This window comes from Microbacterium sp. NPDC056052, from assembly GCF_042266785.1.
In the GTDB taxonomy this organism is placed as follows: domain Bacteria; phylum Actinomycetota; class Actinomycetes; order Actinomycetales; family Microbacteriaceae; genus Microbacterium.
Genome location: NZ_JBHJWV010000005.1, coordinates 283777 through 310225, shown reverse-complemented (window position 1 = coordinate 310225; position 26449 = coordinate 283777). Strand labels below are relative to the sequence as shown.

At 69.8% G+C, this 26449-nt stretch carries 29 protein-coding genes; 16 read left to right on the top strand and 13 right to left on the bottom strand.

Going from position 1 to position 26449, the window contains the following annotated elements:
- Positions 1–4: 4 nt before the first annotated feature.
- The 4 genes from ACFC1J_RS12130 to ACFC1J_RS12115 form a co-directional block, all read right to left on the bottom strand.
- Positions 5–1129, bottom strand: a complete 1125-nt coding sequence (locus ACFC1J_RS12130; RefSeq protein ID WP_375906076.1) for an NERD domain-containing protein — start codon at positions 1127–1129, stop codon at positions 5–7.
- A gap of 75 nt (positions 1130–1204) precedes the next feature.
- Positions 1205–2131, bottom strand: a complete 927-nt coding sequence (locus ACFC1J_RS12125; protein WP_375906074.1) for an NAD(P)/FAD-dependent oxidoreductase — start codon at positions 2129–2131, stop codon at positions 1205–1207.
- 65 nt (positions 2132–2196) lie between these two features.
- Positions 2197–2766: a helix-turn-helix domain-containing protein gene (locus ACFC1J_RS12120; RefSeq protein WP_375906071.1), complete on the bottom strand. Its 570-nt coding sequence runs from the start codon at positions 2764–2766 to the stop codon at positions 2197–2199.
- Between the two features lie 76 nt (positions 2767–2842).
- The gene (locus ACFC1J_RS12115; RefSeq protein ID WP_375906068.1) at positions 2843–3169 is read right to left on the bottom strand and encodes a hypothetical protein; all 327 of its coding nucleotides are present in this window, start codon (positions 3167–3169) and stop codon (positions 2843–2845) included.
- A gap of 423 nt (positions 3170–3592) precedes the next feature.
- On the opposite strand from ACFC1J_RS12115, the gene ACFC1J_RS12110 reads away from it, so the two are divergent.
- Genes ACFC1J_RS12110 through panB form a run of 4 tightly spaced genes read left to right on the top strand, consistent with a single transcriptional unit; the run spans position 3593 to position 6634 of the window.
- A complete protein-coding gene (locus ACFC1J_RS12110) occupies positions 3593–4513 on the top strand; it encodes a Rossmann-like and DUF2520 domain-containing protein (protein WP_375906065.1) in 921 nt (306 codons plus the stop codon).
- Positions 4510–5376 carry a pantoate--beta-alanine ligase gene (gene panC / locus ACFC1J_RS12105; protein WP_375906062.1) on the top strand — a complete coding sequence of 289 codons (867 nt, stop codon included), beginning with the start codon at positions 4510–4512 and terminating at the stop codon, positions 5374–5376. The genes ACFC1J_RS12110 and panC overlap by 4 nt, the downstream gene beginning before the upstream one ends.
- Entirely contained in the window at positions 5376–5768 is a 393-nt protein-coding gene (gene panD / locus ACFC1J_RS12100; protein ID WP_375906059.1) for an aspartate 1-decarboxylase, read from the top strand. Before panC ends, panD begins: the two co-directional genes overlap by 1 nt.
- Positions 5765–6634, top strand: a complete 870-nt coding sequence (gene panB, locus ACFC1J_RS12095) for a 3-methyl-2-oxobutanoate hydroxymethyltransferase (RefSeq protein ID WP_375906056.1) — start codon at positions 5765–5767, stop codon at positions 6632–6634. Before panD ends, panB begins: the two co-directional genes overlap by 4 nt.
- Positions 6635–6656: 22 nt before the next feature.
- On the opposite strand, the gene ACFC1J_RS12090 is transcribed toward panB, so the two are convergent.
- Entirely contained in the window at positions 6657–6953 is a 297-nt protein-coding gene (locus ACFC1J_RS12090; protein WP_375906053.1) for a DUF503 domain-containing protein, read from the bottom strand.
- A 25-nt stretch (positions 6954–6978) separates the two neighbouring features.
- Positions 6979–7740 carry a ribonuclease H gene (locus tag ACFC1J_RS12085; RefSeq protein ID WP_375906050.1) on the bottom strand — a complete coding sequence of 254 codons (762 nt, stop codon included), beginning with the start codon at positions 7738–7740 and terminating at the stop codon, positions 6979–6981.
- Between the two features lie 151 nt (positions 7741–7891).
- Here ACFC1J_RS12085 and ACFC1J_RS12080 point away from each other — a divergent pair, with 151 nt between their 5' ends.
- The 3 genes from ACFC1J_RS12080 to ACFC1J_RS12070 are packed head-to-tail and all read left to right on the top strand — an operon-like array spanning position 7892 to position 10819.
- Positions 7892–8485, top strand: a complete 594-nt coding sequence (locus ACFC1J_RS12080) for a PadR family transcriptional regulator (protein ID WP_375906047.1) — start codon at positions 7892–7894, stop codon at positions 8483–8485.
- A 44-nt stretch (positions 8486–8529) separates the two neighbouring features.
- Entirely contained in the window at positions 8530–9021 is a 492-nt protein-coding gene (locus ACFC1J_RS12075; RefSeq protein WP_375906044.1) for a DUF3995 domain-containing protein, read from the top strand.
- A gap of 46 nt (positions 9022–9067) precedes the next feature.
- Positions 9068–10819 carry an ABC1 kinase family protein gene (locus ACFC1J_RS12070; protein WP_375906219.1) on the top strand — a complete coding sequence of 584 codons (1752 nt, stop codon included), beginning with the start codon at positions 9068–9070 and terminating at the stop codon, positions 10817–10819.
- Positions 10820–10910: 91 nt separating this feature from the next.
- Here the strand turns inward: ACFC1J_RS12070 and ACFC1J_RS12065 are convergent, their stop codons facing one another.
- The 3 genes from ACFC1J_RS12065 to ACFC1J_RS12055 form a co-directional block, all read right to left on the bottom strand.
- The gene (locus ACFC1J_RS12065) at positions 10911–12101 is read right to left on the bottom strand and encodes a Fic family protein (protein WP_375906041.1); all 1191 of its coding nucleotides are present in this window, start codon (positions 12099–12101) and stop codon (positions 10911–10913) included.
- 161 nt (positions 12102–12262) lie between these two features.
- The gene (locus ACFC1J_RS12060) at positions 12263–14095 is read right to left on the bottom strand and encodes a ParB-like protein (protein ID WP_375906038.1); all 1833 of its coding nucleotides are present in this window, start codon (positions 14093–14095) and stop codon (positions 12263–12265) included.
- A 152-nt stretch (positions 14096–14247) separates the two neighbouring features.
- On the bottom strand, positions 14248–15486 hold the full coding sequence (locus ACFC1J_RS12055; protein WP_375906035.1) for an MFS transporter: 1239 nt from the start codon (positions 15484–15486) through the stop codon (positions 14248–14250).
- Between the two features lie 83 nt (positions 15487–15569).
- Between ACFC1J_RS12055 and ACFC1J_RS12050 the strand changes: the two genes are divergently transcribed.
- On the top strand, positions 15570–15890 hold the full coding sequence (locus ACFC1J_RS12050; RefSeq protein ID WP_375906032.1) for an ArsR/SmtB family transcription factor: 321 nt from the start codon (positions 15570–15572) through the stop codon (positions 15888–15890).
- 46 nt (positions 15891–15936) lie between these two features.
- Here ACFC1J_RS12050 and ACFC1J_RS12045 read toward each other — a convergent pair whose 3' ends face one another.
- Entirely contained in the window at positions 15937–16761 is an 825-nt protein-coding gene (locus ACFC1J_RS12045; RefSeq protein ID WP_375906029.1) for a helix-turn-helix domain-containing protein, read from the bottom strand.
- 504 nt (positions 16762–17265) lie between these two features.
- Here ACFC1J_RS12045 and ACFC1J_RS12040 point away from each other — a divergent pair.
- Positions 17266–17943 (top strand): hypothetical protein, encoded by a 678-nt coding sequence (locus tag ACFC1J_RS12040; RefSeq protein WP_375906026.1) that lies wholly within the window; start codon positions 17266–17268, stop codon positions 17941–17943.
- 47 nt (positions 17944–17990) lie between these two features.
- On the opposite strand, the gene ACFC1J_RS12035 is transcribed toward ACFC1J_RS12040, so the two are convergent.
- Positions 17991–19547 carry a LuxR C-terminal-related transcriptional regulator gene (locus ACFC1J_RS12035; protein ID WP_375906023.1) on the bottom strand — a complete coding sequence of 519 codons (1557 nt, stop codon included), beginning with the start codon at positions 19545–19547 and terminating at the stop codon, positions 17991–17993.
- Positions 19548–19614: 67 nt separating this feature from the next.
- On the opposite strand from ACFC1J_RS12035, the gene ACFC1J_RS12030 reads away from it, so the two are divergent.
- The 4 genes from ACFC1J_RS12030 (at position 19615) to ACFC1J_RS12015 (ending at position 22565) form a co-directional block, all read left to right on the top strand.
- Positions 19615–20328, top strand: a complete 714-nt coding sequence (locus ACFC1J_RS12030) for a TetR/AcrR family transcriptional regulator (protein ID WP_375906020.1) — start codon at positions 19615–19617, stop codon at positions 20326–20328.
- A 122-nt stretch (positions 20329–20450) separates the two neighbouring features.
- Positions 20451–20849 carry an ArsR/SmtB family transcription factor gene (locus tag ACFC1J_RS12025; protein ID WP_375906017.1) on the top strand — a complete coding sequence of 133 codons (399 nt, stop codon included), beginning with the start codon at positions 20451–20453 and terminating at the stop codon, positions 20847–20849.
- Positions 20850–20868: 19 nt separating this feature from the next.
- Positions 20869–21846: an SRPBCC domain-containing protein gene (locus ACFC1J_RS12020; RefSeq protein ID WP_375906014.1), complete on the top strand. Its 978-nt coding sequence runs from the start codon at positions 20869–20871 to the stop codon at positions 21844–21846.
- A gap of 170 nt (positions 21847–22016) precedes the next feature.
- Positions 22017–22565: a hypothetical protein gene (locus tag ACFC1J_RS12015; protein WP_375906011.1), complete on the top strand. Its 549-nt coding sequence runs from the start codon at positions 22017–22019 to the stop codon at positions 22563–22565.
- 266 nt (positions 22566–22831) lie between these two features.
- On the opposite strand, the gene ACFC1J_RS12010 is transcribed toward ACFC1J_RS12015, so the two are convergent.
- On the bottom strand, positions 22832–23047 hold the full coding sequence (locus ACFC1J_RS12010) for a hypothetical protein (protein ID WP_375906008.1): 216 nt from the start codon (positions 23045–23047) through the stop codon (positions 22832–22834).
- Between the two features lie 77 nt (positions 23048–23124).
- Between ACFC1J_RS12010 and ACFC1J_RS12005 the strand changes: the two genes are divergently transcribed.
- Both ACFC1J_RS12005 and ACFC1J_RS12000 read left to right on the top strand, forming a co-directional pair.
- Positions 23125–23751 carry a DUF998 domain-containing protein gene (locus ACFC1J_RS12005; protein ID WP_375906005.1) on the top strand — a complete coding sequence of 209 codons (627 nt, stop codon included), beginning with the start codon at positions 23125–23127 and terminating at the stop codon, positions 23749–23751.
- A gap of 210 nt (positions 23752–23961) precedes the next feature.
- The gene (locus tag ACFC1J_RS12000; RefSeq protein ID WP_375906002.1) at positions 23962–24150 is read left to right on the top strand and encodes a hypothetical protein; all 189 of its coding nucleotides are present in this window, start codon (positions 23962–23964) and stop codon (positions 24148–24150) included.
- Positions 24151–24245: 95 nt separating this feature from the next.
- Here the strand turns inward: ACFC1J_RS12000 and ACFC1J_RS11995 are convergent, their stop codons facing one another.
- A complete protein-coding gene (locus ACFC1J_RS11995) occupies positions 24246–25418 on the bottom strand; it encodes an epoxide hydrolase family protein (protein WP_375906000.1) in 1173 nt (390 codons plus the stop codon).
- A gap of 61 nt (positions 25419–25479) precedes the next feature.
- Between ACFC1J_RS11995 and ACFC1J_RS11990 the strand changes: the two genes are divergently transcribed.
- Complete coding sequence (locus ACFC1J_RS11990; protein WP_375905997.1) at positions 25480–26442, top strand: helix-turn-helix transcriptional regulator; 963 nt, start codon at positions 25480–25482, stop codon at positions 26440–26442.
- Positions 26443–26449: the final 7 nt, after the last annotated feature.

Here is a 26449-nt window from a genome sequence, read left to right as displayed (position 1 = left end):
CCGGTCAGGCCACCGCGCGCCGTCGGGCCGCCATCCGCGGGCCGTCCTGCGTCGCGGTCGGCGCGGAAGCCGTCGTCCGCGCCGCGCGCGCCGGCATGCGGAAGGTGAGCGGCACCGGACTGGCGAACTCGGAGGCGAACCGGCCCGTGCCGTGCAGGTCGGCGCCGAGCTCGCGGACGGTCGCGACCAGCTGGGTCAGCTGATGCGAGGTCGGCGCGGATCCGTTCGCCTGCACGTCGATGAGCGCCTTCTGGATCGTGCGGGCCGAGGCGATCCGCGTCGCCCGGCCGCGCTCGCCCTCGTCCAGCCCGTTCGTCCACACCCGTGCGTCCGGATGAGAGTAGAAGACGCACGTCTGCACGTACGGCGCGGATCCGTGCCGGGCAGCGAGGTGGCCGTGGAACCGCCGTGCCTGCCGCCGCACCTGGAACGCCGGCGACTCGCGCTCGAGCTTCGAGCGCACCGAAACGGACCCGGCGCTGTCGCGCTTCAACGAGATCGCGTATGACGTCGGCAGAGCGGTCTCGTCGAACAGGATGGACAGCGCACCGGCCATTGACGAAGGCTTCTTGCCGTCGAAGATGAGCCCCTTCCAGTTCTTGCTGTCGACGAGCACCACGGCCTTCTCGGTGATCACCAGATGGTCCAGCTGCACGCAGTACGGCGCGGTGGCCTCGTCGTCGTGCGGCGAGAACACGATGTTCGTGGCGATGATCGCGTCGAGCCCCGCGGCGGTGCACGCGTCGACGAGCAGCTCGCGCGAGGCGAGTTCCCACCGCATGCCCTGCCCTGCGAGCTGCTGAGACTCGGTCCCGGCCTTGACCGCCGCATCACGCTCGGCCTGCAGGCGGGAGATCTCGGTCTCATGCTCCGCGAGACGCTGCTGCGTCTGCGACTCGTTCCGCACGGCCAACTCGGCGAGGGTCGCATCATGCTGCTGCTGGAGTTCCCGCTTCTCGCCGGCGTGCCGAGCGGTGAGCGCGCTCTCCTCCGAGGAATGCTCCTGCTGCGCCGCAGCGAGTTCGTCCTTGGCGCGACGGGTGCGCCGGTTCATCACCCACGCGGTGACGACGAGGGCGATGAGCAGGACCGCGGCGGCGACGATCAGGGCGAGCGTGGATGTCTCCATCCGTCCAGCCAACCAGGCGCGGCCGACTTTTCCCGGCAGCCGACTGCGCGCCGGACGGATCCGATATTCCGATCGTCAGCGCATCTCGGCGATGGCGCGCCGGGTGTCTTCCTGCATGAGGGCGGCGTTGACGGCTCCGCCGATCGCGGATCCGGCGCCCATGGACATCGGGACGTTGGCGGCGAGGTTGGTGATGTTGCCGGCGGCCCAGATCCGCGGGTGGCTGGTGCGCCCAGACGGGTCGGTGCGAAGAACGGGCCCGTGGTCGGTGTCGACACGGACGAGATCCCCGGGGAGGAACTCGTCGCGCGGGTGGAGGGCGGTTCCGAGGAAGATCGCGTCCGCGGGCGTCGTGTCTCCGTCCGAGGTGCGGAGGAGGAGCGCATCGTCAGGGGCGACCGTCACGGACGTGATAGGCGAAGGGATGATCGTGGTCCCCCGGGCGCGGAGCCGCTGCGCGGTCTCCGCGTCGATGGGCTCGGCGGCCGCGGTGAAGGCGGTGATCCGGTCGCTCCACTGCCGGACGAGCTGCGCCTGGAACGGGCTCATCGTGCCGGTGGCGATGACCGCGAGGCGCTGTCCCCGTACTTCCCAGCCATGACAGTAGGGACAGTGCAGGACGCGCGTGCCCCAGTGCTCAGCGAGCCCGGGGATGTCCGGGAGGGCATCGATCACCCCGGTGGCGGCGACGAGCGCGCGAGCGGTGAACGCGCGCTCGTCGAGGTGGGCGGTGACCTCGTCATCCGAGGCGGTCACGCGGTCGACCTGTCCGTCGAGGAAGGTGACGTCATACGGTTCGAGTTCTGCGCGGCCACGGGAGCGCAACTCCGCAGGGGGCAGGTTGTCGATCCCGAGGACTCCGTGCATCGCGCTCGCGAATCTGTTGCGCGGCTCTCCGCCATCGATGACGAGGACGGAACGGCGGGCTCGTCCGAGCATGTGTGCGGCGCTGAGCCCGGCCGGGCCGGCGCCGACGATGATCGCGTCGTATTCGGTGTTCATGCCGACAACGAATCATGCGAGATGCGCCTTGTGCGAGCCCTGTTGCAGATATGCAAACTATCCCGCTAGACGTCGGTGAGGTGCACCCGCTCGCCCTGCTGGCCGTAGATGGCGATGATCTCCGCGGGCACGTCGTCTCGGGCGTTGGCGATCCAGTGCGGGGTGAGGGTCTCGAACTCCGCGGCTTCTCCGGCCGCGAGCGTGGTGCGCTGCCCCGCGAGCGAGAGGTTCACCGTGCCGCTGAGCACGTAGAACCACTCCCGACCTGGGTGCGTGTTGTCCCGAGGGGGCCGGGACGAGGGCAGCGGCGGGTAGATCACCTTGAACGCCTGGAGCCCGCCGGCGTGGACGCCGAGGGGGATGTACGTGAGTCCGTGCCGCCGCACCGGTCGCAGGTGGACACGGGGATCTCCGACGCGGGGCGCCGCGACCAGCTCGTCGAGCGGGACCGCGTAGACGCGTGCGAGGGGGAGCAGCTGCTCCAGGGTCGGTCGGATGTGACCGCGTTCGAGGCGGGAGATCGTGCTCGGGGTCAGCCCGGTCTGTTCGGACAGCTCGGCCAGGGTGAGGTTGCGGGCGGTGCGGAAGCCGCGCAGCCGCACGCCGACGCCGTCGATCACCTCGTTGTCGTCCACGCGATCTCCGATCTGTCGGGTCGTTCTGCGGAGCCGCCTGTCGCCACCCCTCGCGACTCCTGCGGCGACGTGCACCTCACACGCGGACGTAGGCGGCGCCTTCGAACTGAGCATCGCTCAGCGCGACCACGGCCGCGGGCACGGTGACGACGCCGGGCTGGAGCGCATCGGCGGAGATGCGATGGCTGCGCAGGCCGCCCTCGCACGCCTCGACCGTGGCGACGTCCGTCGCGGGAAGTGCCGCGGCGCCCGCGGCGACACCCGGGATCGCCGGGCCGTTCACGATGATCCTGATCCGGGTCTCGGGGCGATGCCCGTGCAGGATCCCCGCCATGCCGATCGCGCGGGAGACGTCCTCCGGCCGATCCGACACGTGCAGCAGGACGGTGCGCTGAGCAGTCATGGGTCCATACTTGCGCATCGGGTCAGGTTGATCCGGGGTGTCACCACTCGGCCACTTCCACAGCGCAGTGCACCCGGGCTGCCTTTGCGAGCCGTCGTGACTGAGCGATTTGCCTGGCCGAAACCGCGAAGGCGAAGTATCTGATTCCCATCCGCTCAGCCTGCGCCGCGGCCGCGGCGGCTGTTCGCGCCAGGAACGGACTAGGGGAAGAGCTCGCACCAGTTTCGGGATGTGCAGGACGGGCCCGCGAGAGGCTGCTATGGATGGCGTAGATCGAAGCGACAAGCGAAAAGCTTCTATGAAAGACAGTATGCTTAATGTAGTGTATTACAAGCGTGTCTTATTGCTCTCCAATTTGGCCTGGATCCACTCATGGGCGGATACTCGACCCGTCCCGGACGTCGATCCCGACCGGGTCCAACAATGAACGCAGCCGCCTCTTCCTCGTCGTCCGCTCCGGACCTCAGCATCGCCATCGTCGGCGCCGGGCGGCTCGGCAGCGTGCTTGCGCGGGCGCTCGGCGTCACCGGCTACGACGTGATCGGACCGCTCGGTCGCGGTGACGCCATCCCTGCAGTCGACGTCGTGCTCCTGTGCGTTCCCGACGCAGCGATCCGCGATGCGGCAGAGGTCGCCCGCCCGCACGCACGGATGATCGGCCACGTCTCCGGCGCGACGGGTCTCGACGCCGTCGACTTCAGCATCCATCCGCTGCAGACGTTCACCGGATCCGAGGCGCCGACTGTCTTCCACGGCATCGGGGCGGCGATCGACGGGCGCTCCGAGGAAGCACTCACGGCCGCGGAGGGCATCGCACGAGCGCTCGGAGCGTACCCGTTCCGCGTCGATGACGTGCATCGTGCGGAGTACCACGCGTCCGCGTCCATCGCCTCGAACCTGCTGCTCGCCGTGCTCGACGCGGCCGAGCAGGTTGCTGGATCGGCTGGGATCCCTTCGGCGGAAGCGCGTGCGATTCTTGCCCCGCTCGTGCGGCAGACCGTCGAGAACTGGGTCGAGGTCGGCGCCGCGGAGGCACTCACCGGGCCGATCGCTCGAGGGGATGAGGAGACCGTTGCCCGGCAGCGAGCAGCGGTCGCCGATGCCACGCCCCTGCTGGTGCCGCTCGTCGATGCGCTGACCACGCGGACCCGTGCTCTCGCCGAGACCGCGGGTGACCGCGTTTCGTCTCGCTTCGCTCGCTCAACGACCCCGGGTGTGGCAGCGGGTGACCGCGTTTCGTCTCGCTTCGTGGTTCCTGAGCGAGGAGCGGAGCGACGAGACGAAGGGCGCTCAGGAACCGTGGAACGTGAGTCGACGACCGAATCCGAGGGGAACCGCGCATGAGGATCATCCGCACGATTGCCGAGGTGCGCAATGCCGTCCGCGACGCCAGGCAGCGCGGCCAGACGGTGGGCCTCGTGCCGACCATGGGCGCCTTCCACGCCGGGCACCTGTCGCTCATGAAGGCGGCCAGGCAGAACAACGACCTCGTCGTGGTCTCGCTCTTCGTCAACCCCACCCAGTTCGGCGCGAACGAGGATCTCAGCAGCTACCCGCGGGACGAGGAGCGCGACGCCGGCCTCGCTGAGCAGAGCGGCGTCGACATCCTCTTCGCGCCGGAACCTGCCGAGATCTACCCCGACGGCTTCGCCACCACGATCCACATCGGCGGCATCACCGACGTGCTCGACGGCGCCAGCCGCGGCGCGCATCACTTCGACGGCGTCGCCACGGTCGTCGCGAAGCTGTTCGGCATCGTCGCCCCCGACGTCGCCTACTTCGGCCAGAAGGACGCGCAGCAGGTTCTCGTGGTCCGCCGGCTCGTGCGCGACCTGAACCTCGATGTGCGGATCGAGGCGTGCCCGATCGTCCGTGAGGCCGACGGTCTCGCGATGAGCTCGCGCAACGTCTACCTCGACGCCGACGCCCGTGCGCAGGCGACGGCGCTGAACAGGGCACTCGACGCAGCGCAGGCGCTCGCCGAGGCAGGGGAGCGCGAGGCCGACGCCCTCACCGCCGCGGCCCGGACCATCCTCGCCGCTGCCGGCATCACTCCCGAGTACCTCGAGCTCCGCGACGCCGAAACTCTGCAGCCCGTCACCCGTCTCGACGGCGAAGCGCTGCTCGCGGTCGCCGCTCGCGTGGGTGCCGCACGACTCATCGACAACCACATCCTCCGCTCCACCGACAGGAGAGGCGACGCCTGATGCGACGCACCATGCTGAAGTCGAAGATCCACCGCGCGACGATCACCGGATCCGACCTGCACTACGTCGGATCCATCACGATCGACCCCGACCTGCTCGAGGCCGCCGACATCCTCCCGCACGAGCAGGTGCACGTGGTCGACGTGGACAACGGATCCCGCTTCGAGACCTACACGATCGCGGGACCGCGCGGATCCGGGGCGATCCAGGTCAACGGCGCCGCTGCGCGCCTCGTGCATTCCGGCGACACCGTGATCGTCATCTCCTACGCCGACTACTCGCTTGAGGACCTCGCCGACTACGCGCCGACCGTGGTGCACGTCGACCGGTCGAACACCATCATCCAGGTCGACTCGGCCGTCGACAGGCTGCTGACGGAGGCCGTCGCATGAGCGCGCACGCCGCCCCCACTCGCCGGCTCACGTTGGGCGACCTCGCCGCGAAGAAGACTGCGGGCGAGCCGATCGTCATGGTCACCGCGTACGACCACCCCGGCGCGCAGATCGTCGAGGCGGCTGGCGTCGACATGGTGCTCGTGGGCGACTCGGCCGCGATGACGGTGCTCGGCTACGACAGCACTGTGCCGGTGTCGGTCGACGAGATGATCATGCTCACGAAGGCCGTCCGGCGCGGACTCACGAAGCCCCTGCTGGTCGCGGATCTGCCGTTCGGCTCCTACGAGACCTCGGATGCGCAGGCTCTCGCCACGGCGCAGCGCTTCGTCAAGGAGACCGGCTGCGACCTCGTCAAGATCGAACGCGGCGGCACCTCGGTCGACCGGGCACGGGCGCTCGTCTCCGCGGGGATCCCCGTCGTCGGCCACGTGGGCCTCACCCCGCAGACGGCGACGTCGCTCGGCGGCTACCGCTCCCAGGGCCGCACGGCCGAGGCTGCGCTCGCGGTGATCGACAGCGCCGTCGCGCTGCAGGACGCGGGATGCTCGCTGCTCGTCGTCGAGGCGGTGCCGTGCGAGGTTACCGCGGCGCTCATGCCGCTGCTCGACATCCCCGTGATCGGGATCGGCGCCGGACCCGCCACCGACGGTCAGGTGCTCGTGTTCCATGACCTGCTCGGGATCTACGACGGCGGTGCGGCCAAGTTCGTGAAGCGCTACGCAGATCTGCGATCCTCGGCGATCGACGGTGTCACCGCGTACGCCGACGAGGTGCGCGAGCACCGCTATCCGGCACCGGAGCACGAGTATTCGATGCCCGCGGATGAGGCCGCGCGGCTGCGGGAGCTGCTCGCGGGGCGGTGAGACTCCATGAGGGACCGAGCTGTCAGTCCTCGCTGCTGTGCAGGCCCCTCCGGGCGGACAGCACGGTGATCTCGGGATGCTGCTCGGCGAGCATGCGCTCGGCCTGATCCAGCACGTCGCGGACGTGCGAGGCGTGCGCAGCGACGACGGATGCGCCGAGCATCGTGCGGCGGTGCAGATCCTGCGCGCCCACCTCCGCCACCGCGGCCTCGGTCCGCCGGCTGAGTTCGGCCAGGAGCGGCCGGATCACGCTGCGCTTCTCCTTCAGGGAGCGCACGTCGCCGAGCAGGATGTCGAACTCGATCCATCCGATCCACATCCGGCCAGTGTGGCATCTGATGCGCTCAGATCAGACGTCGCAGCGCCTCCTCCAGGGACACGCCCTGAGCATCGGCACGGTCGCGGAGGCGCGCGTGCTCCTCGGCACTGAGCGTCACGCGCAGTTCGGTCGGGGCCGCATCCGCAGGGAGATCGAGGCCATCGAGCAGGTCGGAGGCCTCGGCCCACAGCGCGGGTGCCGGGACGGCGGAGGACGCCACGACCGGGAGGGCGAAGGATCCGGCGGAGGGGGCCTCTGCGCGGGCCTCGGAGGCCAGGGCGGTGGCGGTGGCAGGCGCCGACGGGGCTGTAACCGCCGGGACGCCCGAGAAGCCCGGGCCCTGGTCAGGATCCCGCTTCTTCTGATACGCCGTCGCGGCGGCGTTCGCGCGCTGGTCGGCCGCCTCGTTCAGGGGGTGACCGGCGTGACCCTTGACCCAGGTGAACGACACGTCGCGCCCGCGCAGCGCCTCGTCGATGCCCTCGAGCAGGTCGCGGTTGAGCACGGCGCCGCCATCGGACTTGCGCCAGCCCTTGCGCTTCCACCCCGGCATCCACTTCGTCACGGAGTCGATCACGTACCGGCTGTCGCACTCGATCACGAGCTTCTCGTTCGGGACGCCCGCAGTCGCGAGGAGCAGCTCGAGCACGGCGCGCAGCTCGCCCTGGTTGTTCGTGCCGTGGGGGGATCCGCCGGCGGCCCAGTTCTCGTCGTCGATGTACCAGGCCCAGCCGTTGGGTCCGGGGTTGCCCAGGGCGGAACCGTCTGCCGCGGCGGTGATCGTCATGCTTCCACCGTAGGGCGTGGCGAGACGAGGGCCGGGCGTGGCGGGGGGTCGTGCCTGTCAGCGACCGGATCCGGATCCGCTCTTCCCTTCCGATACATAGCGACATATCGTTAACTATCGCTCGGGGTGAGCGGGAATCGAGGAGGTCGTCATGGACAACACATTTGGACCGCGTGGATTCGGCGGGTCGGGGTTCGGCCCCGGCGGTGGACGCGGCTTCGGCGGGCGCCCGGGGATGAACCCGACCGCCGGACTCTGGGAGGCGATGGAGCACCTGCGCTCGGCCTTTGACCAGCGCCCGCAGACCCCGCGCATGGCACGCGGCGATGTGCGGGCCGCCGTGCTCGCCCTGCTCGCCGAGCAGCCGATGCACGGCTACCAGATCATCCAGGAGATCGAGGAGCGCAGCGGAGGCTCGTGGAAGCCGAGCGCCGGATCCGTGTATCCGACGCTGCAGCTGCTCGCGGACGAGGGACTGATCGAGGCTGCCGAGCAGAGCGGACGCAAGACCTATTCGCTCACCGAGGCCGGCCGGGCTGTCGCCGATGAGGCCGGCACACCGCCGTGGGAGAGCTCCAGCTCTCGCGCGGGAGCGGCATCGTTCGGAGCGTTGCCCAAGGCGGGGGTCGACCTCGCGGGTGCGGCAGCGCAGGTCGCGCGCACCGGCACCCCGGAGCAGGTGCAGCAGGCGATCGACGTGCTCGACGAGGCGCGCCGCCGTCTGTACGCGATCCTCGCCGACTGATGCCGGGCGGTTCCGCAGAGCGAGGAGAGCCCGGGCGCCAGGTCGTGGCCGGGCCCGAGGCATCGGGGCCGGGACGGTCGAGGACCGCGCTCGGCGCGGCAGGGATCGCGGGCCGGGCCGTGGGAGCGGTCGGGCTCGCGGCGGTCGGCGTCCTTCATCTCGTCTGGGCCGCCGGCAGTCCTTGGCCCGCGCGTGATGAGGCCGCCCTGGCCGACGCGGTCGTCGGCTCCGCGCACACTCCCAGCGTCGGACCGACGGTGGGAGTGGCGGTCCTGGCGCTCGGCGGCGCCGCGGTCGTCGGCGGCGTCGGCGGTGCCAGCCCGATCGCGCGGCTGATCCGCGCAGGGGCCGCGGGGGCGTTGCTGGCCCGGGGAATCGCCGGCGGGGTCGCCGCGACGAAGCTGCTGCGGCTGCCCGACCCGAGTGCGCGTTTCCGTCGGCTCGACCGCGTCGTCTACCGGCCGGTGTGCCTCACGCTCGGCGCGGCGGTCGCGATGGGGATGCTCGGGCGGATGCGACGCAGGAAGATGGGATAGGAGGCACATCGTCATGGTCAACGATCGGAGTCCGGCGTCGCCGGCGATGCGCCCGAGCGCGGCCGAAGATCAGGGTCCGCCGCTGCGCGCCCGCTACCGGCGGATCCTGGGATTCGCCGCCCGCGTGCTCGTGCAGACGTGGTGGTTCGAGCTCGTGCTGCCCCGGATCGGCTTCACGCGCGTCGCCGAGTCCTCCCGCGAGCGTCGGATGCGCGTGCTCGCACAGCGCTTCCATGTGCTCGCGGTCGAGCTCGGCGGCCTGATGATCAAGGTCGGCCAGTTCATGTCGTCGCGGCTGGACGTGCTGCCACCGGAGATCACGACCGAACTCGCGGGCCTGCAGGACGAGGTGCCGCCCGTGCCGATCGCCGAGATCCGCGCGCTTGCGGAGGCCGAACTGGGGGTGCCGCTCTCCCGCGCGTTTGCCTCGTTCGACGACACGCCTCTGGCCGCGGCCTCGCTCGGGCAGGCGCATCGCGCGCGACTGTCCGAGCAGGACGCCGCCGACGCGGGGTTCGACGAGATCGTGGTCAAGGTGCAGCGGCCAGGAATCGACCAGGTCGTCGCGACCGATCTCGCAGCCCTCCGTCGGGTCGCAGGATGGCTGCGGCGCATCAGATTCATCGCCGATCGCGTGAACGCCCCCGCTCTCGTCGAGGAGTTCGCGCAGACCAGCCTTGAGGAGATCGACTACCTGCACGAGGCCGCGGCCGCAGAGCGGTTCGCCGAGAACTTCGCGCACGATCCGAGGGTCGACGCCCCCCTCGTCGCGTGGGAGCGCACCACCCGCCGCGTGCTGACCCTCTCCGACGTCACCGCGATCAAGATCAACGACGTCGCGGCCCTGCGCGCGGCCGGGATCGACCCCGCGGACGTCGCCCGCGTCTTCGCCGAGGTCATGTTCGACCAGCTCTTCACGCACGGATTCGTGCACGCGGATCCCCATCCGGGGAACATCTTCGTGACGCCGCACCGTGCGGGCGGCGCCGGCATGCCCGGAGCGTCGGGCGCTTCCTCGACGCCGGGCGAGGTCCACCCCGCCTGGCGGCTCACGTTCATCGACTTCGGGATGATGGCGGAGGTGCCAGAGGGGATCCGGCACGGGCTGCGCACGCTGTTCATCGCCGCCGCGTCCCGCGACGGGAAGGGCATGGTCGCCGCCGCGCAGGAGATCGGCGTGCTCATGCCCTCCGCCGAGAACCGCGAGTTGGAGCGTGCGCTCTCCGCGCTGTTCGCGCGCTTCGGTGGCATGGGCTTCTCCGAGCTCCGCGACGTCGATCCGCGGGAGTTCCAGGGCTTCGCCGTCGAGTTCGGCGACACGATGCGTTCGCTGCCGGTGCAGCTCCCCGAGGGGCTGCTGCTGCTCATCCGCGCCGTCTCGCTCACCTCCGGCATGTGCAGCGGGCTGGATCCGCAGTTCAACATCTGGGAGTCGATCGAGCCGTACGCGACCCGGTTGCTCGCGGACGAGAGCGGCAACCTCGTGCAGGACTTCGCACAGCAGGCGGTCGCGAACGCGGGCGTCCTGTGGCGGCTGCCGAAGCGGATTGACGACCTCGTCACGCGCGTCGACGAGGGATCCGTCACGTTCGACACCTCGCGCATCGAGCGGCGCCTGGACCGCATCGACGGTTTGATCCGTCGCGGTGTTTCCGGCCTGCTCTTCACGGCGCTGCTCATCGGCGGAGCGCTCGTGCTCGCCGTGAACCCGGTGCTCGGCACGGTGCTGATGAGCGTCTCGGTGCTGCCGCTGCTGCACACGCTGTTCGCCGGACTGTTCCGCCGCGGACCGCGCTAGCGCGACGCCTCAACCAGGCGATGCGCCCCAAACCGGCTGCGGCGGGGAGGTAAGACGAACGCACAACCGGATCTGGCAGTGTGCGTTCGTCTTACCCCGCGTCGGCCGTGAGCGTCTGCAGCACGCGTGGCGCGAAGAACCTGCGGTCGTATACGCTATCGCCGACCTGCTGAAGGATGTCGAGCTCGACGAGCTGCCCCACGAGCTTGTTCGCGCGTGCGTAGGAGAGCCCCAGCTGGGCTTCCGCCTTCCTGACCGTGAACGACGGGTTGGCTACGGCGAGATCGACGAGAGAGTGAGCGGAGTCCGCCCGCAGCGCCGATGCTCGGATGCGTTCCTTGAGTTCGGCCTGCACCCCGACCAGCGCCACCATCTGCACCCGGGTCTGATCTGCGGCAGCTTGCAGCCCACGCGCGAAGAACCGTATGAAGCCGTCCCAGTCACCGGTCGCGCTGACGGAGAAGAGACGGTCGTAGTACTCGGTGCGTCGCGCTTCGAACCAGGGTGACACGGTCAGGGTGGGCTCGTCGAGTACGCCAGCCATCTGCAGATGCAGAACGATCAGGAAGCGGCCGAGGCGGCCGTTGCCGTCGCGGAACGGGTGCAGCGACTCGAACTGGTAGTGCGACATCGCGGCGGCAACCACAGGATCGATCTCGCCGAGGTGGTCGCTCTGGATCCAGTCCGTGAGGTCTCGCACACTTGCTTCGAGCTGAATACCCGCTGGAGCGGGGATGAAGCGCGCGGCGTGCGCCGCGAAGCCGGCAGGATCCGCATCTGGTCGCCTTCCGATCACGACCTGTCCGTCACGCACACGACCGGAGACATCGTGCAAGGGCGTGCCGCGCATCAGCAGCCCCTGCAGCTCGCTGAGAAAAGACACGGTGATGGACTGGCCGTCAGCGATCCGGGCGAAGCCGAGATTCGCCATCCGGACGTAGTTGAGAATCTCGACGAGTTCAGCGGTCGGGGCGTTGTCTTCGTCAGCGGTCAGCACTTCGGCGAGAGGTGCGTAGGTGCCCTCGAGCGCTGATGTGCTCTGGGCTTCGCGACGCAGGGTGGGCAGTCGGAGCAGGGTGGGGTTCGGCAGTTGACGCGAGGTGCTGTCGAGTGCTGCCAGAGCTGCCCGGGCGTCAGCGATCGCGAGGAATGTCGACGCCGTCAGCGCAGGCATCGCATCGGGCAGTGGTGCAGGCATGAAGGCCTTGTGCTGCCAGGATCCGAGCAGCGGGTCGACGCCGGAGATGGGTACCAGTGCTCCGGTTGAGGTGTTCTGGAACATTGTGAGGTCCACAATGAAACTCTAGACCTGTCTGACGAGCATTTGGGCGGTGCGAATGCTCGTTGGGGATAACTTGGCGGCCCGCTGCTGCCGGAGAGCCTGAGAGGGCCCGCCCGGCCAGAACGGGAGGCGCAGCAGCCTCCCGTTCTGCGTGTCTCCGGTCAGTCTTGGATCAGGCTCTGGCGACGGTGGCGCAGTGCGAGCAGCAGCACGCCCGCCGCGATGACGACCGTGCCGGCGATGCCGAGTCCGATCGGTGCTGCGGATCCGGTCGTCGCGAGCGAGCCAGAGCCGGAACCAACCGCGCCCGAGCCGGCTGAACCCGAACCAGTGCCCGAACCCGAACCGGCGCCGGATCCGCCGCCGCCCCCTGCCGCGACCGTGAACGACGCCGACGCGACAGTCGTGCCGTTGAACGCCACCGTGACCGTGTGCGCCCCCGCGGGCAGCGACGCAGGCAGCGCGGCCTGCAGCGTGAACGCGCCGGACGCGTCCGTGGATCCGGTGCCGAGCGAGACCGGGGCCGAGTGCGCGACGACCGCGAAGCCGGCCGTGTCGGCGGCGAGGCCGTTCGCGGTGACGGTGACGGATCCGCCCGGGCGCAGGTCGCCCGAGATCGTGACGGAGCCCTGCACGGCGGCAGGGTCGGAGACCGTCACCGGTGTCGCGGCGGAGGCGGTGGAGCCGATCGTGTTGTGTGCGGTGACGGTGAGTGAGTACAACCCGGGTGCCACACCGTCGAATGTGAACGAGGTGTTGTTGGCGTCGACCTCGGCCGACAGGCCCGCGCCGAGCGAGACGGTGTAGCCGGTGATCGCCGAGCCGCCGTCGGCGGGCGCCGACCAGGTGGTGGCGACGTGGGAGCCTGCGGGCGAGGCGCCGGAGACGACCGCGGCGGGCGCGGCCGGTGCCCCGGGCGCCGTCGGAGCGGGCGTCACGTGCCGCAGACGGTACTCGGTCATGTACGCGAGCTTGCCGGGCTTGGCATCGGCATAGGGCTTGGCGAGCTTGGCCCACTCGCCCTTGGACTCGGCTTTGCCGTCGTTCCAGGCGTCGAGCACGCTGAGGTCACCCGCGGTGTAGCCCGACTGCGGGTCGACCACGGTGCCCGCGCCGAGCGCGACCTGCTCCTGGGTGAGCTGCTTCACGAGCGCCAGGGATCCGGCCCAGTCGTCCTGGTTCCAGCCCGCGACCGGGACGTCAGCGCGGGTGCGCAGCCAGGTGCCCCAGTAGAACTCCTGGAACGGCACGGCGCCGTCGGCGGAGTAGCCGATGTCGCGCGCGAAGTAGAGGATGCTGCGGAAGCGGTCGTCCTCGAAGTTCGACAGACCCACGTTCGACGGCAGCTGGGCGGGGGTGATCGCGTCGCCGTTCACATCGCGCAGCCAGGTCCACTTGCTCGCCTGCATCGCGGCCCAGAAGTCCGCGTCCGAGAGGCCGGACAGGTTGCCGAGCACGCGCAGCCGCACGTGCACGTCGGGGCCGCTGTTCTCCTGGAAGGAGGTGAGGGTGTGGTGCCCGTCCGTGAGGTACAGCACGCCCTGCGGGCCGATCACGACGGTCTTCATGGGCTCGATCGTCGCGGCGGTCTCGCTCCCGACCGGCACCGTGCAGGTGAAGGAGGCGGGATCCTGCAGCGTCGCACCGGGCTGAGCGCTCGCCGCGTCCCCCTGGCCGTTGGCCTCGCACCAGTCCGCGAACTTCTTGTTGATGGCGTCCTTCGACAGCTCGGCGTCATAGCGTCCGAGCTTGTAGTAGACCTCGTCGTAGCCGAGCGACGGCTGCGTGGGGTGCACATCGCCGATGCGTACATCGAGCAGATCGCCCACCGGGGCGCACAGGGCGCGGGCGTCGCCGGCGACGCAGGATGCGTCCTTGACGTCGGTCGGGCTGTCGGCCGCCGCGGCGGGGAGCGCCGCGACGACGGATCCGCCGAGGGTGAGGAACGTGGCGAGCGCGACGGCGAGCGTGCGACGCGAGCGGAGCAGGGGCACGGGAGTCTCCAGGGGAAGCGGGGCGGGTGCGGATCCGCGATCCGGACGTCTGCCATCCGCGCGCGGGATCCGATTCGACCCTGGCCGCCCCAAGCGGACACCGGGTAGCTCACGGATGAACAGCCGGTGACGGGGCCGCCCGCCCCTGCCGCTCAGGCGCGTCGGCGGGCGCGGAGGACGAGCGCGATCAGCGACAGCACGATGACCACGACTCCGTAGCCGAGGCAGACCGTCCCTAGCCCCAGCGGTGCGACCAGGACCCCGGCGATGACCGCGGGCACGCCGAAGGCGAGATACGCGAGCACGTACAGCACGGCGAAGGCATCGGCGCGCTGGGTCGCGGGAATCCGCGGCGCGAGGGATCCGACGACGCCGAAGAACGCCGTGCCGAATCCCATGCCCGTGACGGACGCGGCGATCAGGTAGCCGGGCAGCGAGCCGACCCCGAGCGCGACCAGCGAGAGCGCGGTGCCGGTGGCGAGTGCGGTGGTGCCGAAGATCACGATCGTCCGCGCGGTCCGACGCCGGATCGCGAACGCCGTGACGGCGCCGACGCCGGCCAGGAGGGCGACGGCGAGGCCCTGCCAGAGGTGCGCGGCGCCGCCCAGTTCACCGCGGACGATCGTCGCACCGAGGGAGAGGAACAGCCCTCCCGTCGCCCAGCCGGCGATGACCGCCGGCGCAGCACGCCAGAACTCGGCGCGGATGTCCGCCGGGACCGAGAGACGGAAGCGCAGCGACGCCCAGGCGCCGGGCAGCCGGGGTGCGGTCTCGGGCGCGATCGCGACCAGTACGGCCAGCACGAGGTACACCACGGCCAGCGGGATGAACACGTCGCCCAGGGCCTCCGATGTCGCATCCAGCGCGAGCGCCGCGATCAGCGCGCCCGCGGCGAGGCCGATGCCGGGGCTCAGCGCATTCCAGAGCGCCGCCGTCCCGGGGCGTGCCGGCGGCGCGAGGTCCAGAACGGTCGCCGAGAGCGACGCGATGAGCAGCCCGCTCGCGACGCCCTGCAGGATCCGGGCGAGTACGAGCAGTGCGACGGATCCGGCGTTCCCGAACAGCAGCATGCTGGCGGCGAGCAGCACCAGGCCGGTGGCGATCACCGGGCGCCGCCCGATGTGATCCGAGAGCGACCCCGCGGTGAGCAGTGTGAGCAGTAGGGCGACCGCGTAGACGGCGAACACCGCAGTGATCACGATCGCGTCGAAGCCCAGGTGCTGCGCGAGCACCGGGTAGAAAGGCGACGGCGCGCTGGCTCCCGCCATCATCAGGATCTGCGCGACGATCGCGAGCACGAACCCGAAGCGGGCGCGCGGGGGCCGCGCCGGCTGCGAGGACAGCGCGCCGGACTCCGGGATCCGTGGCACGGCGATCGGCTGGGTGGTCATCGGCTGCTCCTCATCCGTTCGATAATTCTCGAACATTGAGCAGACTACTCGCCGCGTGTCGAAGGTACAAGTATTATCGAACCATGCCAGGCGCGACCGACCTCCCGCATCCGGAGCGCTCCGAGATCGAGCTCACCGCGGTGCTCTTCGCGCTGAGCGATCCGGAGCGCCTGTCCATCGCGCGCCAGCTGGTCGACGGTCCGCTCGACATGGCCTCATGCCATGCGACGGATCCGAACCTGCCGAAGTCGACCAAGTCGCACTTCATGAAGGTGCTGCGCGAGGCGGGCGTGATCCGCAACGAGCCCCACGGCCGCCGCCGCATCCTCACGCTGCGTCGGGAAGACCTCGATGAGCGCTTCCCCGGGCTGCTCGACGCCGTGCTCGGCTCGACGAAGGCCTGAGCCGTCCCGGACGCCGTGGAGTGGCCGAACGCTCGCCGCGCCGTCGTCAGTGCCTGGGTTGCGTCGCCACGGTCTTTGCCTTGGTCATCTTCCGCACGCCGCGTGCGGTCCGCACGTCCGCGCCGACACCGTTTCCCCGTACGGCGGCGCGCAGCTGCGCGGCCATCGTCCTGCCGATCCCCAGGGGCCAGCGGAGCATCACGTACTCAGCCGTTTCTTCGAGGCCGAGCTGCCGGGTCGAGTTCCCCGTCCGAACCCAGAACTCGGCACGTTCGTTGCGGCCGGCGTTGAGATAGACCGGAACGGGAGAGCTCGGGCAGGACACGCGGCAGATGAAGGTGGGCGTGTGATCGACCACGGTCGGTGTGAAGTCGATGAGGGGCAGCGTGGCGGCATTCTGCCCCAGACGTGTTGACAGCATGTCCCGCAGCCATAGCTCGTAACGGTCTACGTCCGGGCGCTGCATGACGGAGAGGTCCTTCTCCAGCCCCAGGATCTGTCCCTCATCGGAGACGCCGATCAGCAGGGTCCCACCGTCCGCGTTCATGAAACCCGTGATGGTCTTCGCGATGACGAGCTCGAGGCGCTCGTCGCGCTGTTTCGTGTGGAGGTTCCAGCGCGCCGAGGACTTGAACTCGACGAGGTGGGACTCGCCCAGGCGCACGAGTTCGACGATGCCGCGTTCGGGGAGTGGGGGCTGGAAGCGCCGCGCCACGAGGGCGAAAGTCGTGAGCAGCAGCACGGTGCAGGCGATCGAGAGCAGCAGCACCTCGATACTCCACGGTCGCGAATCCGGAAAGATGAGCCCGCTCAGCAGCAGTCCGAGTGAAAGGCCAAGGACGGAGAGCACGACGGTGGTCGACGTGCTCAAAGTGATCCGCCGTCGGACGATCCAGCGGGCGATCTGTCCGATGAGCGACGCGACGAGCAGCGTGATGGGGAGTCCGATTCCGAGGACGATGACAGACTCTGGACCGGGCACACGCATGACATTCACGATAACCCAGGGGTTTGATCGTGACCCGGCCTCAGCCTCTTCTGGGCCCGATGTCGGAAATGCGGCGAGATGACATCAGACGCAACGTCGTTCAGACAGGAACTGTCAACCTCGATCGACTTTGCCGTGACACTTTCCCACGGCAGTCCCATCAGACGGGCGTCTTGGCGTAACCCTCTTGGCAGGTCGCGCGAGGTGACGACGTCGACAACCACGTCAATGGAGCTGAAGCACGATCACCCCGCGCTCTGCCTCGCGGCCACCCCTGATGGTTTCGCGAGACGCACTAGGGGCATCCCCGTAGTGCATCCTGGCTCTTTCTCGCCCCTGTCCTAGTGTTTCAGCGCCTCCCTTCCCCTCCCCGCGAATGGAATGATCATGCGTACGCGAGACCATCGGACTGTTTCGGCGCTGCTCGTCGCCTCCGCGGCGATCGCGCTCCTCCTCACGGGCTGTGCGGGGGGATCCGTGCATCCCAGCGCCTCAGGCGGAACTCATTCTCCGGGCGCCACGAAGAGCGCGAGCCCGCAGGCCACTGCGGCTGACGACCTCCTCGCCGATGACGCCGATCTGGACGACGACGATCTGGATGATCTGGATGATCTGGACGATCTGGATGATCTGGATGACGACGACCTGGACGGTCTCGGACTGCGCCGCGATCACATCGACGGCATCGACGATCTGGACGACCTCTCGGACTTCATCGATGACGCCCGTCGCGCCTCGAAGCCGGAGAACGCCCCCCACCAGTGCGTCGCCGTGCAGCCGGCGCTCGACGATATCGCCGCCGGAGGCTTCGATCTGGGGGTCGATGAGGTCGCCGGAGCGGCGTCCGACAACAGCGCCGGGTACTTCCTCGCCGTCGATCTGGAGGATGGTCAGATCGCCGTCCTTTACACCGAGTCGTCTCCGACGGACCCGTCCTTCTCCGGCACGCTCTTCGCCGTGAACGACGTGGCCCTTGGGCTCTCCCGGTTCGCGGGCGCCGACACCCTGGGTGTGGGCGACCTCTCCATCGACGGCGGAGCGTCCCGCGCACCACGCTGCCTCTGATCCGCACGGGGTCGGCCCGCGTCATGTCGCAGGCGGCGGTGCCCGTGCTAGCGGTCGGATGAAGAGGACGGTGTCGGCGTGCGGTCGTGGATGCGGGCGATCAGTTCGGCTCTGCTCTTTACCGAGAGCTTTCGGTAGATGCTGGTCAGATGGACTTCGACCGTCCGGTCGCTGACTCCGAGTTGTGCACCGATGTCGCGGTTGTTCAGCCCTCGGGCGACGAGTCCGGCGACGTCGCCTTCGCGTCGCGTGAGTGCGTCCACCACGAGGTTGGTGTCCGCGGGGGCGATGCGCGAGAGTTGAACGGATCTGGCTCCGGGCACCGGATCGGCGATCTGAAGGTGCGCGATGTTGCGCGGTCGGATCCGACGCAGTTGCGGTTCGAATGCCTCGAAGAGCCGCGGATCGGTCTCGGCGAGCATCCGCAGTGCATGGCTGGTGACGCCGGCGGCGAGATGCGTCATAGGCAGTGTCGTCAGAGCGGCCCGCAGCCCGATCGCCGCTTCCGCGTGCGCGCCAGCATGAAGGAGTATGCCGATATTCTGCCCTTGGGCGTACCCGTCGATGAGGGGCGAGAGAGAGACGTCTGACGCGGTCCAGGGTCCGTTCGGTCGGGAACGCGTGGCCATCATCATCATCGCGGCGTGAATGGCATCGACTTCGTCTGGATCCGAGGCCCAGTTCTTGGAGAGTCGCTGGACGGCTTCGACGACGACCGCGTCGGTGGCGGTCACTGCGGCGACGGCGAGGTCGGAGATCTGCGACCGGATCTGATCCACATAGTCCTGCCGGGGATCAGGGCCGTCCAGGAAGTTCCGGGCTGCGCGAATCCCCTCCTGCGCCTTTGCGCGGACGACGGTATCGCCCCGCTCGGATGCCCGGAGGAAGAACGATGCCGCGTCCATGTACGCCCCTTGGGCCAGGGCCGCTCGCGCGGCGACGAGCTCGGCCTCGGCGCGAACGGTGCGGTCCTTCGCTGGAGCATCGGCAAGCAGTCGGCCCACGTGGAAGGCCGGCACGACCAGTCCCGTCGTCAGAAGGTGATGCGCGTGCCCGACGAGATGCGAATGCGGCTCGGCGCCGGAGAGGGCATGGTGCCACTGCGCGGGCCCCCGGAGATGAAGTGCCTGGTGCGCGCGAGCCAGTGCCGCGTGCATCGGGCCCCGCTTTGCGGGCGATGACATGCGATGGACGACGGTGCCGATGCCGGGTGCCGCGAGTGTGAATCGTCCGTCCTTGATGCTGATGAGGCGGCGCATCTGCGGGTCCAGGAGCACGGCAGGGTCGCTCCCGGAAGCCGCCAGCAGTACATCGACGCGATCGGTGACGGATAGCACGGCGGCGAGGAGGATGTGAGCCCCGGACTGACCGATGCCGGCGAGCAGCATCTGATGGCGGCGGAGGAGGCTGTCCGTAGCGGGAATCGGGTCCGGAAGCACGGAGAGCCCGGCGAGTTGCTCCTCTGTCAGGATCGACGCGAGCTCGACGAAGTCCGTCGGCGAGGTATACCCCTCGCGAACGAGGGCGCCCAGCACATGCGGCGCCACCGCCGTCTCGGTCGAGCTCGCGACCGACAGCGCAATTCGGTGGTACGGATCGATCATCGTCGTTGGCCTTGGGTGCGAGTGAAGGGTAGGGGAAACCTCGTACTGACAGTAGCGTAAGTAGGGGGTGAGTGTGTTTCCCGAATCGGGAATGCGATCCCGTCGACGCGCGCCGATCATGGTCGATGATCCATGTTCGTCGGAACCGGGAACAATGGAAGACATGCACGCCGCGTCGCCTCGGGTTCGCCTGCCGGCCGGCGATCGGCGCGCTCAACTCGTGGACGCCGCCGCATCGCTGATCGCAGCGCACGGTTTCAAGGCATTCACGATCAGTGCGCTCTCCCGTTCCTGCGGCATCTCGCGGCAAGGGATCCTCTACCACTTCGGCTCCGCGGAGGAGATCCTCATCGCCGTCCTGCACCGCAGGGATGACGAGAACCGAACATCGCTCCTCGGCACCATCCCGCCCCCCGTGAGCCGTAGCGAACTCGGCCTCTTCATGCGCGCTCTGGTTGCCCGCAATATGCAGATCCCCGAAGTGATCCGCCTCTATTCCGTCCTATCCGCTGAAGCGCTGGACCCCGACCATCCCGCATATGACTACTTCCGTGAGCGGCGGCACGAATCGACGGCGCTCATCAGGAACCTCATGCTCTGGGAGTCCGACTCGGAAGCCGCAACCCTCGCCCTCGAGATCATCATGGTCATGGATGGCATGCAGCTCGCGTGGCTGAGAGATCCATCGATTGATCTCCTTGCGACGTGGGACGCGTACGGGGCTGCGCGATTCGGGTATGAGGTCCCCGAGGGGCGCCCGCGGAGCGCCGGTGAGCGATAGAGGCCGGGACGCACATCCTGCAGCGGACGAAGGACCTGGCGGAGGACGCGGACCAGCCCGTGCGGCTCGCTGCTGAACGCGCCCCTTGACACCCGGATCCGCTCGTCATAATCTACAACCAAATGGTTGTACGAAATGAACTGAGTGATGAGCAGACCGACCGTGTGTTCCAGGCCCTCGCAGCGAGCACGCGGCGCGACATCCTGCGCCGCACGATCGCTCGCGAGCAGTCCGTATCCGAACTCGCCGGCGACTACGACATGTCGTTCGCGGCGGTGCAGAAGCACGTGGCCGTGCTCGAGGCGGCCGAGCTCATCGTCAAGCGCGCCGAGGGACGCGAGCGGCTGGTCCGCGCGAATCCCGAGATGATCGCGCGCGCCCGGGCACTGCTGGCCCGCTACGAAGACCTGTGGCGGAGCCGCATCTCCCGCCTCGACGACCTGCTCGCCGAGGACTCCGGCACCGGCGCCGAACCTGACCCCGCCCCGGGATCCGCTCCCCGCGGATCCACCACCACCTGACCGACAGAAGGAGGGTGACATGCCTGTCACCGACGTAACCACCGATCCCGAGAACCTGACGCTGACGATCCTCGCCGACTTCGCCGCCCCGGTGGAGCGGGTGTGGGCGGCGTACTCCGATCCACGTCAGCTCGAGCGCTTCTGGGGCCCTCCGGGATGGCCCGCGACCTTCACGGCCTTCGACCATACGGTCGGCGGCTTTGCGCAGTACCGGCTCGACGGCCCGCGCGGGGAGAAGTCGTCGGGGCGGTGGGAGTTCACCCGGATCGAGGCGCCGACGCTGTTCGAGGTGCTCGACTCGTTCGTCGACGATGCCGGCGAGCCCATCGACGAGTTCCCGGCGATGCGGATGACGCTGGAGTTCTCGCCGACCGCCGAGGGCACCCGCATGGTCGGCACGAGCCACTTCGAGTCGGCCGAGGCGCTCGAGCAGGTCGTCGCGATGGGCGTGATCGAGGGCACGAAGATGGCGATGAGCCAGCTGGACACCGTGCTGCAGGACCTGCGCGACTACGCCCAGGGCAAGGGCACCCGCGTCGAACTGCTCGACGACACCCACGTGCGCATCACGCGGCTGGTCGAGGGGCCGCGCGACCTCGTCTGGCGGGCGCACTACGAGCCGGAGCTCATGAAGCAGTGGCTGCTCGGACCCGACGGATGGGAGATGACGGAGTGCACGGTCGCGACCGAGCCCGGTCAGACCTACCGCAGCTCCTGGGCCCCTGTCGGGGACACCCCGGGGCAGGCGTTCGGGTTCGAAGGCGAGGCGCTGCTCGTCGACGCCCCGCGCCGCGCGGTCACCACCGAGAAGATGCAGGGCACCGAGGGCCCGGTCACGCTGAACGACCTCAACCTCTACGAGGAGGATGGTGCGACGCTGATCACCCTCCTCATCGAGTACCCTGACCTCGAGACCCGCGACATGATCCTCGCGACGGGCATGGTCGACGGCATGGAGGCCTCGTACGCCCGCATGGAGGACCTCGTCCTCGCCTGACCGCGTTCGCAACTCAGGAGATCCTGGTCGCCCGTCCCGCTTTGGGAGCGGGCCCGGCCGGGATCTCCTGCGTTGTGGACGCTCGGGTGGCGGACTCCGGCGGTGCGCACGTTCGGGCGGGCAGACGGGCTCCGGAATCGGCGGGGCCCGCGAGACGGTACCTTCGAGGAGTGTCCGCGGTCGTGGTGAAGGTCCTCATCGTGCTGGCCGTCCTGATCCTCGTGGCGGCAGCCGTGTCGAGGATGCGCGGGCGCCGCTCGGTGGGTCCTGTGCGGCAGCGCATGCCGGTCTTCGTCCCGCTCGTGGGCGCCCTGTTCGTGGCCGTCGGGAGCCTCATGGGGCTGGCCTCCTTCACGGAGAACAATGCCGACGGCATGCTGTGGCCGCTGCGGATCGCGTCGGTCGCGGTCGCTCTCGCCGGCGTGGGGTTCCTTCTGATGTATCGCAACTTCTACGTCGAGCCGCGGGTGGACGAGATCGCGTTCCGCACGGTGTGGGGGCGCGAGGCCGTGATCGCCTACGCGGACATCACCGACTTCTCCGTGCAGGCGTCCGGCGGGCAGTTCCGGCTCACCGTGCGCGGATCGTCGGGTCCGCGGCTGCGTCTGAATCCGCGCCTGTTCGACATCTCGCCGCTGCTGCGCGCGAACGAGTTCCGGCAGCACAACGGACGCTGGCCCCTCCGCGGCGAGATGCACGGCGGAACCGCCCCCCGCTGACCCTCCTACTCCGCGTCGTCCCCATCAGCGGGCCCCATAGCGTCCGCTGATGGGGACGACTCGGTGAGTGGGGGTCTGTGGAAGGGCGCGGCGTTCCGCAGTGTCGGCGGGGCGTGGTTCGATGACGGCATGGACACCTCGCGGCGACTGCGCGACGAGACGCGCACGGTGTGGGCGACGGTGCTCTGCTTCGTCCTCGGCACCGTCGCGGGCCTCGTCGCGCTGCAGGGCCCGGCGCGTGCGCTGACCGGTCCGGGATCGCTGAGTCAGCCGATCGCGGTGATCGCCGGGATCGTCGCGGCCGCCGCGTTCGTCGTCAGCACGGTGCAGCACCGCCGCGGCGAGACGCAGCCGATGCCGCCGTGGCAGACGGCCATCTCGCACGCTTCGGCGGTCGCGCTGACCGTGGCCTTCGCGGCGGTGACGGCGTTCGGGGTGCTGCTGGGCGGGATCGTCTTCGGTGCGGGACTCCACGACTTCACGACGCCGGCCCTGGGCGGCGCGCTCGTGGCGGGGGTCGCGTCGGCGATCGGTGGACGCTTCGCCTACACCGCGGGGGGTGGGCATCCGCACGCGGGATCTGGCTGCGCTGCTGTTCGGCTTCCTCGCGATCGGCACGCTTTTCGCGATGGCGACGGCGGCGGATCCGCTGTGGTGGCAGCAGAACTTCTCTCAGCTCGGGCTCGGCGCCCGCGGCTGGGCGTTCAACGGCACGCTCGTCGTGGCGGGGCTGCTGTTCGCGACGGTCGGCGCCTACATCGGCCGCGACCTGCACCGGCTGCGCGGCGACCGCGCGTTGCGCGGGATCGCGGTGGTGGTTGCCCTCTGGGGCGCCACCGGGCTCGCGCTGGCCGTCGTGGGCTTCGTGCCGATCGAGGTCAACCGGGGGGTGCACTGGATCGCGGCGATCGGGACGCTCGTGCTGTTCGCGCTCGCCGCGGCGATGTCGACGAAGGCGCTGCCCGGGCCGCCGCGCGCGCTGCTGGTCGCCACGATCGGGCTCGCCGCGCTGCTGGTGGCGGCCGTGCTGCTGCACATCCCGGTCGGACTGTACTCCTCGACCGGGCTCGAGGCGATCGCCGTCGGGCTGGGCCTGGTCTGGATGACGACGTTCGTCCGCGTGCTCGCCGTGCTGGCTCCAGCTGCTCCGCGGGTATCGGCCCGGGCGACCCTCTGGCGGGGGTGAGCAACGATCGGTGCACCGGCTCGCCCCTGGCGCGCCCCGCCGGAGTGCGCTCCGCGCGACCCGCGCTCGCCGGGGTACGTTCCGCTCCCGCGCACGCTCGTTCCGACGAGAAACCAGATCCAGCATGAGACACCATGCCAGTAGGTGGGTCTCATGCTGGATCTGGTTTCTCGCGGCACGGAGAGGGGTGCGCGGGCGCACAATGGACGCATGGGCATGTTCACGCAGAAGCCAGAGGAGAAGGCCACCTGGGCTGCGCTGCCCGGAGAGCCGCTGGACAGGGACGAGTCGACGGATCTACCGGAGGCGCCGGTCGCGGATCTGCTCGCCCTCGGGCTGGGGGTGCCGACCGCCGCGACGACCGTCGCGATCCCGATGCCGCCCGCGCCGGAGTCCTGAGCGCTCACCCCGCCACAGGGCGCCCGTCTTCGGAAACCGAGCCCGACGCCGGTCACGCGCCGAGCCCGCCTCCTGAGCGCCGGCGCCGCGCGGGATCAGCCGCGGAGGGATCCGAAGAACGCGCGGATGTCGTCGGTGAGCAGCTGCGGCTCCTCCATCGCCGCGAAGTGCCCGCCGCGGTCCTCGACGTCCGTCCACCGCACGATGCGGTGATGCTGCTCCTCGGCGAACCGCAGGCCGATGTCGTGTGCGAACGCGATCACCGCGGTCGGCACGCCCGAGCTCGGCTTCGGCGCCTCCCACGCGGTGTTCAGCGCATAGACGAGGGCGGCGGAGGATCCACCGCTCGCCGTGAACCAGTACAGCGACGCGTTGTCGAACACGAAGCGCTCTCCGAGCACGTCCACCGCATCCCGCTCGGCGGGGTGGGTCCAGGCCTGGAGCTTGTCGTAGATCCACGCGAACTGCGCCACCGGGCTGTCGGCGGTCATCGCGCCGATGAGACCGGGCCGGGTGCCCTGGATCGCGATGTAGCCGAACTCGCGCTGCATGAACTCCGCGACGCGACGCAGCCGGTCCTTCTCGAGAGCGGTGAGCCGGGCCGCTGTCTCCTCGTCGAGCTCGCCGAGGAACGATCCGCCGAGCGAGCCGTTGACGTGCACCCCGATCACGCGTTCCGGGGCGAGACGCGCCAGTTCCGGCGCCACGGCTGCCCCATGGTCGCCGCCCTGCACCGCGAAGCGGTCGCAGCCAAGACGGGACATGAGCTCCAGGAACGCGCGCGCGGTCCGCTCGATCGTCCAGCCCGCATCTTCCAACGGCGTCGAGAAGCCGAAGCCGGGATGCGAAGGGATGATCACGTCGAAGGCGTCGGCCGCGTCGCCGCCGTGCGCGACCGGATCCGTCAGCGGTCCGATGAGTCCCTCGAACTCCAGGAAGGATCCGGGCCAGCCGTGCATGAGCAGGATCGGGGTCGCGTCGGGGTGCGGGGAACGCACGTGCACGGCGTGGATCGTCTGACCGTCGATCCGGGTCACGATCTGTGGGAGCGCGTTGAGGCGCTCCTCGGTGGCCCGCCAGTCATGGCGTCCCCATCGCGCGACGAGGTCCTGCAGCACCGCCACGGGCACGCCGTCGTGCCAGTCGTCGCCGGGCAGGGGCTCGGGGAAGCGCGCGGTGCGGAGCCGGGAGCGGAGGTCCTCGAGCGCGCTCTCGGAGATCTCGACGCGGAAGGGGCGGACGGCGGAGTCGTTCTTGTCTGCGTTCATGACTTCAGGTTCTCGCTCACAACGGCCACAATGTGACCGGAAAGGACAGAAGGCTGAGACCATGACCCGAACGACCGGACGCACCCTCGCCCTGCTCTCCCTTCTGCAGATCCGCCGCGAGTGGAGCGGCGCCGAGCTGCGCGAGCGGCTGGAGGTGAGCGATCGCACCCTGCGCCGCGACATCGACGATCTGCGCGAGCTCGGGTACGGCATCGACGCGACCCGGGGGCGGCACGGCGGGTACCGGCTGGGGCCCGGAGCCAGCGTGCCGCCGCTGGCCCTGTCCGACGACGAGTCGATCGCGATCGCGGTGGGGCTGCGCGCCGCCGCGAACAGCGTCGTCACCGGGATGGAGGAGGCCGCGGGCCGCGCGCTCGCGAAGCTCGAGCAGTCCCTGTCCTCTGCAGCGCGCAGCCGGATCTCCGAGGTCGAGCGGGCCCTGGTGCCACTGGACCCGTCGGCCGATGCGGAGGGGGCCGTGGATCCCGGCATCGTGGCGGCTATCGCCACCGCGATCGATGTCCGCCAGCGCCTCCGCGTCGAATACACCCGCCACGACGGCACCGACGTGCAGCGGATCGTCGAGCCGCACCGCATCGTGCACACCGTGCGGCGTTGGTACCTCGTCGCGCGGGATCCGGAGCGCGATGCGTGGCGCACGCTGCGGATCGACCGGATCCGGCGGCCGATGATGCTGCGGGAGGGCTTCCCGGTCCGGGAGATCCCGGAGGAGGCGCTGCGGGAGTTCACGGCCCACAGCATCACGACCGCGCCCTACCGCTATCGCGCGAGGGTGCGCATGCACGCCTCGGCGACGGAGGTGCGCCGTCACTTCGACGCCACGGTCGCGGTCGTGACGGAGGAGGGGGCGGAGATCTGCATCCTCGTCGCGGGATCCCGCTCGCCCGAGGAGTTCGCGCTCTATCTGGGAGCCGCGGGGATCCGCTTCGAGGTGCTGGAAGGCGATGAGGTGCGCACGACGCTGCGCGCGGTCGCGGCGCGGCTGGCGGAGGCCGCCGGCTGAGGCCGCG